The 10840-nt window shown below is 67.9% G+C and carries 10 protein-coding genes; 6 read left to right on the top strand and 4 right to left on the bottom strand.

The features are described 5' to 3' along the window. The first annotated feature begins 90 nt into the window (after positions 1 to 90). From OXM58_06815 to OXM58_06800, 4 genes are read left to right on the top strand one after another with little or no spacing between them, the layout of a single operon-like run. On the top strand, positions 91 to 501 hold the full coding sequence (locus OXM58_06815; protein MDE0148067.1) for an aldolase/citrate lyase family protein: 411 nt from the start codon (positions 91 to 93) through the stop codon (positions 499 to 501). A gap of 54 nt (positions 502 to 555) precedes the next feature. Further along, the gene (locus OXM58_06810; GenBank protein ID MDE0148066.1) at positions 556 to 1545 is read left to right on the top strand and encodes a Gfo/Idh/MocA family oxidoreductase; all 990 of its coding nucleotides are present in this window, start codon (positions 556 to 558) and stop codon (positions 1543 to 1545) included. Then, the gene (locus OXM58_06805; protein ID MDE0148065.1) at positions 1546 to 2352 is read left to right on the top strand and encodes an N-formylglutamate amidohydrolase; all 807 of its coding nucleotides are present in this window, start codon (positions 1546 to 1548) and stop codon (positions 2350 to 2352) included. 27 nt (positions 2353 to 2379) lie between these two features. Then, complete coding sequence (locus tag OXM58_06800; GenBank protein MDE0148064.1) at positions 2380 to 3510, top strand: carboxylate-amine ligase; 1131 nt, start codon at positions 2380 to 2382, stop codon at positions 3508 to 3510. A gap of 340 nt (positions 3511 to 3850) precedes the next feature. Here OXM58_06800 and OXM58_06795 read toward each other — a convergent pair whose 3' ends face one another. The 4 genes from OXM58_06795 to OXM58_06780 form a co-directional block, all read right to left on the bottom strand. Beyond that, the gene (locus OXM58_06795; GenBank protein ID MDE0148063.1) at positions 3851 to 6466 is read right to left on the bottom strand and encodes a TRAP transporter permease; all 2616 of its coding nucleotides are present in this window, start codon (positions 6464 to 6466) and stop codon (positions 3851 to 3853) included. Positions 6467 to 6560: 94 nt separating this feature from the next. Further along, entirely contained in the window at positions 6561 to 7541 is a 981-nt protein-coding gene (locus OXM58_06790) for a TAXI family TRAP transporter solute-binding subunit (protein ID MDE0148062.1), read from the bottom strand. 224 nt (positions 7542 to 7765) lie between these two features. Further along, a complete protein-coding gene (locus tag OXM58_06785; GenBank protein MDE0148061.1) occupies positions 7766 to 8878 on the bottom strand; it encodes a low specificity L-threonine aldolase in 1113 nt (370 codons plus the stop codon). Between the two features lie 26 nt (positions 8879 to 8904). After that, positions 8905 to 9246, bottom strand: a complete 342-nt coding sequence (locus OXM58_06780; protein MDE0148060.1) for a hypothetical protein — start codon at positions 9244 to 9246, stop codon at positions 8905 to 8907. A 63-nt stretch (positions 9247 to 9309) separates the two neighbouring features. Here OXM58_06780 and OXM58_06775 point away from each other — a divergent pair, with 63 nt between their 5' ends. Both OXM58_06775 and OXM58_06770 read left to right on the top strand, forming a co-directional pair. Continuing rightward, complete coding sequence (locus tag OXM58_06775) at positions 9310 to 10353, top strand: RluA family pseudouridine synthase (GenBank protein MDE0148059.1); 1044 nt, start codon at positions 9310 to 9312, stop codon at positions 10351 to 10353. A 120-nt stretch (positions 10354 to 10473) separates the two neighbouring features. Next, a partial coding sequence (locus OXM58_06770; GenBank protein ID MDE0148058.1) for a sigma-70 family RNA polymerase sigma factor occupies positions 10474 to 10840 on the top strand: 367 nt, incomplete at its 3' end.

The following is a 10840-nucleotide window of genomic DNA, read 5'->3' as shown; positions in this document are numbered from 1 at the left end:
CCCCCCCCCCCCCCCCCCCGCCCCCCCCCCCCCCCCCCCCCCCGCCCCCCCCCCGCGGCCCCCCCCCCCCCCCCCCCCCCCCCCCGGCGGGTGCGTTCCCTGCTTTTCGGCGCGATCGACATGGCGGCCGACCTGCGCACGACCATCGACTGGGAGAATCTGCTGTTCGCCCGGTCCCGGGTCGTTCATGCCGCGGCGGGCGCCGGACTCGACCTGATCGACGTCCCCTGGCTCGACCTGGAGGATATGGACGGGCTGCGCGACGAGGCCCGGCGCTGCGCCAGCCTCGGCTTTACCGGCAAGGCCGCGATCCATCCGAAACAGATTCCGGTCCTGAACGAGACCTTCAGCCCGGCCGCGGACGAGGTCGCCCTGGCGCGCGAGGTCATCGCCGCCTTCGAGGCGGGCGACGGCGGGCTCGTCGTTCACCGGGGCAAGCTGATCGAGAAGCCGGTGCTGCGCTCGATGCAGCGCATCGTCGCCCTCGCCGACGCGCGGTGAAACCGGCGCGCAGGGTACGAGCGGAACCCGAACGCCATTGCCGGGAGCGGGAGACTGTCTGAAACCGATCCAGCTGAAACCGATCCAGATTCGGGCGCTGCGCCGGTCCGTGTCGCCGTTGTCGGCTGCGGCTATTTCGGCGCGCTGCACGCCGCGAAATTCGCCGCGCTGGAAGCGGCGGAACTGGTCGCGGTCGTCGATATCGATTCCGCGCAGGCCGAAAGGGTCGCCGCCGCGACCGGCGCCGCGGCGTCGGCCGATCTCGGACCGGTTCTCGACCGGGTCGAGGCGGTCAGCGTCGTCACGCCGACGACGACCCATTACGCCATCGCGAAACGCTTCCTGGAGGCCGGCAAGGATGTGCTGGTCGAGAAACCGCTCTGCGAGACGCTGGAAGAGGCTGACGACCTGATCGCCCTGGCGAAGGCCGGCGGCCGCATCCTGCAGGTCGGCCATCTCGAACGCTTCAGCCCGATCGTCAGGGACGTCAAGGCGCTGGCCGACCGGCCGGGCTATATCGAGAGCACGCGCATCTCGCAGTATCGCGGCCGCGGCACGGACACCAGCATCATCCTCGACATGATGGTGCACGATATCGACAACATCATGACTCTCGTAAACAGTCCGATAACGCAGATCGACGCCGTGGGCGTGCCGGTCGTCGGGCCGGCCGAGGACATCGCCAACGCCCGCATCCGCTTCGAGAACGGTTGCGTGGCGGCGGTCACCGCAAGCCGGGTCAGCTGGAAGATCCAGCGCACCATGCGCGTCTTCCAGCGCAATGCCTACATGGTCGCCGACATGGCGGAGAACCGGCTGGTCATCATGAACCGGACCGGCGGCCGGGACGAGCCGCCGACCTTCGGCGCCGAACAGCGTGAGTACGACAAGACCGACCTGATCATGATGGAATGCGCCGATTTCCTCGACTGCGTCCGGACAAGGCGCGAACCGGTGGCGAGCGGCGAAAGCGTGCGCGATGTGCTGGCGGCGGCATTGACCGTCACCGACCAGCTGCGCGCCTGGCGCCGGGAGCTGCGCTGAGTGGCCGGCGGCGCCGAACCGGTCCTGCGCGCAGCGGAAGAACCGCCGGTCCTGCTCGGGCCGGCCGATCCGCCGCCCTTTTCGGTCGTCAACGCCGGGGGCCGGGCGCGCGTGTTGTTCGTCTGCGACCATGCCAGCAACCGGATACCGGCCGCGCTCGATTCCCTGGGCCTCGACGGGGACCGGCTACAGGAGCATATCGCCTGGGACATCGGCGCGGCGGCTGTGGCGGATAGTCTTTCCGGGCGTTTCGATGCGCCCCTGGTCAAGTCCGGCTATTCGCGCCTGGTCATCGACTGCAACCGCGGCCCGTCGGACGCGACCTCGATCCCGTCGGTGAGCGACGGGGTGCCGATTCCCGGCAACCGGACGCTCAACGGGGCTGAGGCCGCGGCGCGCGCGCGCCAGTTCATGGCGCCCTATCACGCCGAGATCGAACGGCTGCTGGACAGCGCGCGTGACCCGCCCTTCCATGCCTTCGTCTCGGTGCACAGCTTCACGCCGGTGTTCGGCGGCCGGCCGCGGCCCTGGCAGGTTTCCGCGCTGTGGAACCGGGACGGCCGGCTCGCCCTGCCCTTCATGGCCGCGCTGGCGGCCCGCGGCGACGTGACCGTGGGCGACAACCAGCCCTACAGCGCCCGCAACAATTTCGGCTACACGGTCCACCGGCACGGCGAATTGCGGGACCTGCCGCACCTGCTCGTCGAAATCCGCCAGGACCTGATCGCCGAGGCCGGGGGCGTAAGAAAGTGGGCCGCAATCGTCGGCGACGCACTGGCCGCCGCGTTCGATAGCCTGCCGCCGTAAACGGCGGAGGAGGGTTGCATCATGACGCTGAAGGAACCCAGCTTCACTATCGGCATCGAGGAGGAATACCTCCTGATCGACCGGGAGACGCTGAACCTCGCCGCCGATCCGCCGAAGGCCGTGTTCAGCGAATGCGAGGCGCTGCTGGGTTCCCAGGTCGCGCCGGAGTTCCTGCGGGCGCAGATCGAGATCGGCACGAAGGTCTGCACGACGGTGCAGGACGCCGCCGCCGACCTGCGCCGCCTGCGCAAGGCGGTATCCGGGGTCGCCGAAAAGCACGGCCTTGCCATCATGGCTGCCTCGACCCACCCGTTCGCCGCCTGGGGCGAGCAGAAGCGGACGGAGAAGGACCGCTACAACGAGCTGGCCGAAAACCTGCAGGGCGTGGTCCGCCGGCTGGTGATCAGCGGCATGCACGTCCATGTCGGGATCGAGGACGACGACCTGCGCATCGACCTGATGAACCAGGTCAGCTATTTCCTGCCCCATCTGCTGGCGCTCAGCACCTCCTCGCCCTTCTGGCAGGGCCGGGACACCGGGCTCAGGAGCTACCGGCTGGCGGTGTGGGACGAGCTGCCGCGCACCGGCCTGCCCGAGCAGTTCGAGAGCTTCGGCGAATACAACCGCCATGTGCAGATGATGGTCGAGAGCGGCATCATCGACGAGCCGACGAAAATCTGGTGGGACATCCGCCCGTCGGCCCGCTTCCCGACCCTGGAAATGCGCATCTGCGACCTGTGCCCCAGGCTCGCCGACGCGGTCGCGATCGCGGCCTTCTACCGCTGCATCCTGCGCATGCTGTGGCGCCTGCGCCGGCAGAACCAGCGCTGGCGGCGCTACGCCAACATGCTGATCCGAGAAAACCGCTGGCGCGCGCAGCGCTATGGCTGCGACGGGGAGCTGATCGATTTCGGCATCCGCCGCAGGGTGCCGTTCGCCGACCTGCTGGAGGAACTGCTGGACCTGACCCGGCCGGACGCCGAGCATTTCGGCTGCCTGACCGAGATCGAGCACAGCCGCGCCATCCTGGCCCACGGCACGAGCGCGCGCCGGCAGGTGCAGACCTACGAGGCCGGCCTCGCCGAAGGGCTGGACCACCAGGCCGCCATCGAGGCGGTCGTGGCGCAGCTGATCGAAGAGACGGTGGCCGGGCTGTAGCGGGCCGCGCTCCGGCGCGGGTTCGTCTGCAATGAGGCAAGGCCGCGCAAGACGTCTTTCCCCCGCTTCAGCGGATTGCTCTGCGAAAGAGGCGCCGATCGAATCCCCTCCCCTTGGGATCCTTCCGCGAAAGGCAGTGAGTCCAATCCGGCAATTAGAGCAACCATTCCCCCTCCCCTTGGGAGAGGGGGTCAGGGGGAGGGGTATGCGGGGGCCGGAGCCTTGCCGGAATCAAACATCGGCGCGGCGGCAGACGACCCCTCCCCTGGCCCCTCCCCCAAGGGGAGGGGGATTCGGTCGGTGCCATTTCGCAGGAGAAACCCTGCTCCGCGCCCCCCGCTCAGAAGGCCGGCTGGGTCTGGCGGCGGCGTTGGAGCAGGATGACGAGGATCAGGAGGAATACCGCGGGGATGTAGAAGAGTTCTTTCGCCATCCGCTCGTTCGGCACCAGGATCGTCTTGATGACGGTCGGCGTGTCGCCGTAGAAATCGAAGCTCCGGGCGAGCGCCTTGAGCGGGCTGGTGGGCAGCGGCTCTTCCATCTTCGCCTTGCCCTCCTCGACCATGACCAGCAGCCCGGCGGCGCGCAGTCGCGCCAGGCCCGTGCCCGGCTTGCCGAAGGGGATGGTCACGGTGGTTTCGTCGATCCTGTCCGGATCGTTGAAGTTGGGCCCGGAGACCGTGACCCGCAGCGTGCCGCCCTCGGGCACCTTTTCGACGACCTGCACGATTTCCGCGCCCGGCCGTTCGGCAAATTCCGGTTCGACCTGGTCGAGCCAGTAGCCGGGCCGGAACAGGCTGAAGGCGACGAGCAGCAGGATCGCGGTTTCCCAGATCCGGTTGCGGGCGAAGAAATAGCCCTGGGTCGCCGCCGCGAACAGCATCATGGCGACGACCGCAATGACAAAGACGATCACCGCCTTCCCGGCCGAGACGTCGATCAGCAGCAGTTCCGTGTTGAAGATGAACAGGAAGGGCAGCAGGGCGGTGCGGATGTCGTACATGAAGCCCTGGACGCCGGTGCGGATCGGGTCGCCGCCGGAGATGGCGGCGGCCGCGAATGCGGCGAGGCCCACGGGCGGCGTATCGTCCGCCAGGATGCCGAAATAGAAGACGAACAGGTGGACCGCAATCAGCGGCACGATCAGGCCGCTCTTGGCGCCGAGCGCCACGATCACCGGCGCCATCAGCGACGAGACGACGATGTAGTTGGCGGTCGTCGGCAGGCCCATGCCGAGGATCAGGCTCATCACGGCGACCAGGATGAGCATGATGATCAGGCTGCCGCCGGACAGGAACTCGACGAACTCGCCGACGACCTGGTGCGCCCCGGTGAGCGAGATCGTGCCGACGATGATGCCGGCCGCGCCGGTCGCGACGCCGATGCCGATCATGTTGCGCGCGCCGGAGATCATGCCGTCGACCAGCTCGCCGACGCTCTGCCGGAAGGCGCCGGCAATGTTCCCGGTGCCGCGGAACAGGGCCTTGAGCGGATGCTGGGTCAGCGCGACGACGATCATCGCCATGGTCGCCCAGAAGGCGGACAGCGCCGGCGACAGCCGCTCCAGCACGATGCACCAGATCAGGATGACGATCGGCAGGACATAGTAGAGGCCGGTGATCGCCGTCGCCCCGGCCCGGGGCAGTTCCGTGATCGGCGCGTCCGGCGGATCGACGACGAGGTCCGGCTGGCGCGACGCCAGCCACAGCAGGACGAGATAGGCGACCGCCGACAGCACCATGACGACGAAGAAGGCCGTGCCCGGCGCGATGACCTTGATCCAGCCAAGGCCGAAATAGACCGCGATGCCGAGCAGGGCGATGCCGATGAAGCCGCTGAGGAAGCCGATCAGCTTCTGCGCCACCGTCATGGTCGTCGACGGCTTCGGCAGCCCCTTCAGCCCCAGCTTCAGGGCCTCCAGATGCACGATGTAGACCAGCGCGATGTAGGACACGAGCGCCGGGATCAGGGCGTGCTTGATGATCTCGGTGTAGCTGACGCCGGTGAACTCGGCGATCAGGAAGGCCGCCGCGCCCATCACCGGCGGGGTCAATTGCCCGTTGGTCGAGGAGGCGACCTCGACCGCACCGGCCTTCTCCGGCGTGAAGCCCGTGCGCTTCATCAGCGGGATGGTGAAGGTGCCGGTCGTCACCGTGTTGGCGATCGAGGAACCGGAATAGAGCCCGCTCAGGGCCGAGGCGACGACGGCGGCCTTGGCCGGGCCGCCGCGCCGGTCGCCGAGCAGGGCGAAGGCGATCTTGATGAAGAAGTTGCCGGCGCCGGCCTTTTCGAGAATCGCGCCGAACAGGACGAACAGGAAGATCAGCGAGGCCGAGACCCCCAGCGCGACGCCGAACACGCCCTCGGTCTGCATCCAGAAATGCCACATCGCCTTGCCGAAGGACGCGCCTTTCCATTGCACGGCGTCGGGCAGCCAGTCGGCGTCGCCGCCGAAAACGTAGAGCACGAAAACCGAGGCGACCGCGACCAGCGGCAGGCCGAGCGCCCGGTAGACGGCGATCGCCAGAACGACCATGCCGCAGCTGGCGACGACGAGGTCGGTATCCGTCGGAACGCCGGCCCGTTCGGCGAGTTCGTTCTTGTACGCGATCATGTAGAGGCACGACGCGATGCCGACGGCGGCGAGCAGCCAGTCGTACCAGGGAATATGGTCGCGCGGCCCGCGTTTCAGCAGCGGGAAGGCGAAGGCGGCGAGCAGCAGGCCGAAGGCCAGATGGATCATGCGCGCTTCGGTATTCGGCACGACGAAGGGCAGGCCGGTCCACTCCTGCAGCGTGAACGGCACGGCCGAAGCGATGTAGAGCTGAAACAGCGCCCAGATGAAGGCGATGGCCGGAATCAGGTTGCGCTGCCATCCGCGGGGCGCCCGCCCGCCGGTGTCGACGCTGCTGACGAGCTCTTCGGCGGTCGGGCGTTGCGCGGCGGCTTCGGCCATCGGCTTTTCCTCAAGCGCTGCGAATCAAATCGATATACGGGTTAAACAAAAAAAGGGCGGGGCCGCGCCGGGCCCCGCCAATCCGTTCGGGCCGTTATTTGATCCAGCCCTTTTCCTTGTAGTATTTCGCCGCGCCGGCGTGCAGCGGCGCCGACAGCGAATCGCTGATCATCTCGCTTTCCTTCAGGTTCCGGAACGCCGGATGCAGCTTCTTGAACGCGCCGAAATTGTCGAACACCGCCTTGACGACGACATAGACGACATCGGCCGGCACCTTGGCGCTGGTCACGAAGGTGGCGCCGACGCCGAAGGTCTTGACGTCGGCCTTGTTGTTGTACATCCCGGCCGGGATCGTCGCGTTGCGGTAGAACGGCCATTTCTTGACCAGGCCGTCGATCGCCGGGCCAGTGGCGTTCACCAGATGCGCGTCGCAGGTCGCCAGCGATTCCTGGGTCAGGGCCGACGGATGGCCGACCAGCCAGAAATAGGCGTCGATCTTGCCGTCGCACAGCGCAGCGCCGGTCTCCGCGGACTTCATGGCGGTCGCCAGCTTCAGGTCCGTGCGCTTCCAGCCGAGGGCCGCTTCGATGACCTCCCAGGTGCCGCGCGTGCCGGAGCCCGGGTTGCCGATGTTGAGCCGCTTGCCCTTGACGTCGGTGATGTTGTTGATGCCCGAGTCGTCGCGCGCAAGGATCGTGACCGGCTCAGGATGCACGGAGAAGACCGCGCGCAGGTCCTTGAAGGCGCCCTGCTTCTTGAATTTCGACGTGCCGTTGTAGGCATGGTACTGCCAGTCCGACTGGGCGACGCCGAATTCCAGTTCGCCGGCGCGGATCGTGTTGATGTTGTAGATCGAGCCGCCGGTCGATTCGGCCGAGCAGCGGATGCCGGTCTTCTTGCGGTCGCGGTTGACCAGGCGGCAGATCGCGCCGCCGGTCGGGTAATACACGCCGGTGACGCCGCCGGTGCCGATGCTGATGAAACGCTGCTTCTGCGCCGACGCGCCGGTCGTCGTACCGGCAAATGCCAGGGCGGCGACGGCGGCGGCCGCAACGAGTTTGATCGTGGTAGACATGGTTCCTCCGGTTTGCTCCATGTGAAACTTTCCTTCGCGCCCCGCCGCAGCCGGGCGCGGCGCATCGCGGACAGACCGGGGACGGTTCCGCCTGTCCGAACGGGCGAATCCTAGCGCATAAACCGCCGGAATGAACGCAAAAATACCGCGCCGGCCTCACAGGCGAACTTTCGATTGCAAACGGGTTCGCCGGGCGGCCCCGAATTGAACGGGGAAGGCAGCGCCTATCTTCGGGCCGCCTCGACGAAGCGGTCGACATCGTCGGCGTCGGTATTGAAGGCGCAGACCAGCCGGATATTCGGCCGGTCGGGATCGCCCCAGTCGTAGAAGTCGAACCCGGCGTCGCGCAACCGCTCCGCGATATCGCCGGGGAGTGCGGCGAAGATCATGTTCGCGTCGACCGGATAGTCGATGGCGATCTCGTCGATTTCCGCGAGTCCCGCCGCGAGCCGGTCCGCCATCGCGTTGGCGTTGGCGGCAAGCTGCAGCCACAACCCGTCCTCGACATAGCGCGCGAGCTGGGCGGATACGAAACGCATCTTCGAGAACAGGTGCCCGCCGCGCATCCGCCGCCGGCTCAGGGTTTCCTCCAGGTCCTCGTTGAACAGCACGACCGCCTCCGCCGCCATCGCGCCGTTCTTGGTCGCGCCGAACGACATCAGGTCGATGCCGGCCTGCCAGGTGATCTCGGACGGCTCGCACCCCAGGGCGGCGACGGCGTTGGCGAAACGCGCGCCGTCCAGATGCACGAACAGGCCGTTGGCCCGCGCGACGGCGCAGATATCCCGGACCTCGTCGACCGAATAGACCGTGCCGCATTCGGTCACCTGGGCGATGGAGACGGCGGCGGCCTCCATGACATGGGGCAGGCGGGCCCCGCCCCCGCCGACTTCGCCGATCGCCGCTTCCAGCGCCGCCGCCGTCATCTTGCCGTCTGCGGCGGGAACCGGGACCAGCTTGGCGCCGTTGGTGTAGAATTCCGGCGCGCCGCCCTCGTCTTCGTTGGTATGGCTGTGCTTCAGGCAATAGACCGTGTTGAACGGCTGCGCGACGAGGCTGAGGCACAGCGCGTTGGCCGCCGTGCCGGTGGCGACGGGATAGACGATCGCCTCCGTATCGAACAGTTCGGAAAACCGCGCGTTCAGCCCGCCGGTCACGTCGTCGTTGCCATAGGGCCAGGCGCCCTGCGGCCCGTTGGCCTCGACGATCGCTTCCATGATTTCCGGGGCGACGCCGGTGACATTGTCCGAGGCGAAATTGACCGGCGCGAAGTCCGCCGGTTCGGCCGGGTTGAATGTTTCGGGCGCCGGAGCCGGCCGGAATGTCGGTTCTTTCATCGTATCCGCCTGCTTGCCACCCTGCGTTACTTGCGGCCCTGGGGGCCGGTAACCTGAATCCGGAACGGCGGCTGCCGGCGATCCATGGGGACCGCATAGATCACCTGCTCGCCCGAAGGCAGCCGCACCAGCACCGCCAGCGCGCCGCGGACCTGCGTTATCTGCAGCACTTTGGCCGCGGCCGGCAGCCCCAGCGACACGGCGTCGGTGCGCAGCTTGCCGACGGCTGCCGGGGCGGCCGATCCCGGCACTTCCGCTTCTCCGGCCTTGTAGACGATGCCGGCGACCAGCACGACCAGGCCGGCCGCGATCAGCACGCCCATGCCGATCACGGCGCCGACCAACAAACGCACCCGCGTCACGCTCACATTCCGACCCGCTGCCTGCTAGGATGACGCCGCCCTGCCCGGCAATGAAGACGCGACCGGCCCATGGACGACGAGCTTCCGGAAACCGAGACAATAGCCGAACCGGACCCGGTGTCGAGGTACGAGGTGAGAGCGGATGACGCATCGGCCGGCCGGCGCCTCGACGCCGTTCTCGCGGCGGCGCTCGACGGCCTGTCGCGCACCCGCATCCAGGCGCTGGTGAAGCAGGGCGCGGTCAGCGACGGCGACGGCCGGATCGTTGCGTCGCCCGCGATGAAGGTTGCGGCCGGCCAGCGCTTCACGGTCGACGTGCCGGCGCCCGCGCCCGCGCGGCCGGCGCCGCAGGCCATACCGCTCGAGATCGCCTTCGAGGACGATCATCTGATCGTGATCGACAAGCCGGCCGGCATGGTGGTGCATCCCGGAGCGGGCAGCCCCGACGGCACCCTGGTCAACGCCCTGCTCGCCCATTGCGGCGACGGCCTCTCGGGCATCGGCGGCGTCGCCCGCCCCGGTATCGTCCACCGCATCGACAAGGACACCTCCGGCCTGCTGGTCGCGGCCAAGTCGGACGCGGCGCACGCCGGCCTGGCGGCCCAGTTCGCGGACCACAGCATCGAGCGGCGCTACACGGCGCTGGCCTGGGGCGAGCCCCGGCCGCTCACCGGCCGGATCGACGCCGGGATCGGCCGCGATCCGGCGCACCGCACGAAAATGGCCGTCCGGCGCGACGGAGGACGGCCTGCCCGAACGTATTATGCGGTGACGGCGCGCTACGGCGGACTTCTCAGCCTGATCGATTGCCGGCTCGCGACCGGACGGACCCACCAGATCCGGGTCCATCTGGCGCATCGTGGCAATCCGCTGGTCGGGGATTATCTGTATGGCGGCCGCCGGCATCTGCCGCGGCCCTGGCGGGATACGGCGCCGGCTGCCGCCGTCGAAACCTTCGCGCGGCAGGCGCTTCACGCGGCCCGTCTGGGCTTCGTCCATCCGGTCACCGGCGAGGCCCTGTCGTTCCGGGCAGCATTGCCGCAGGACATCGCAGCACTGGTATCTGCCTTGAAACCGTTAAAAAATGCCGGGCAACTCTCTGCGGAGCAATGAGTTTCGCAATCCATGAGCGATCTTGAAAAGACCGGGGCCAATCCTCAAATACAAGGCGGGCGACAAGAGACCGGCAGCGCGCCGGCGCACGCCCCCGGAGGAAAGCGAGGCAAGACGAAAATGGCGACCTCCACGGCAATCGCGACGTTGCCGACGATCCCTTCCGTTGGACGGGACGGGAATCTGTCTGCCTATCTTGCGCAGATCCGCAAGTTCCCGATGCTGGAGCCGGAAGAGGAATACATGCTGGCGACCCGCTGGCGCGACCACGAGGATACCGAGGCCGCGCACAGGCTGGTGACCAGCCATCTCCGCCTGGTCGCCAAGATCGCTATGGGCTACCGCGGCTACGGACTGCCGGTCGCCGAGCTGATTTCCGAAGGCAACGTCGGCATGATGCAGGCGGTCAAGCGTTTCGACCCGGAGCGCGGTTTCCGCCTTGCGACCTACGCCATGTGGTGGATCCGCGCCTCGATCCAGGAATACA

Source organism: Rhodospirillaceae bacterium, from assembly GCA_028819475.1.
Classification (GTDB): domain Bacteria; phylum Pseudomonadota; class Alphaproteobacteria; order Bin65; family Bin65; genus Bin65.
Note: the sequence above shows the minus strand (reverse complement) of the source record. Positions and strands in the feature narration are given on the sequence as shown.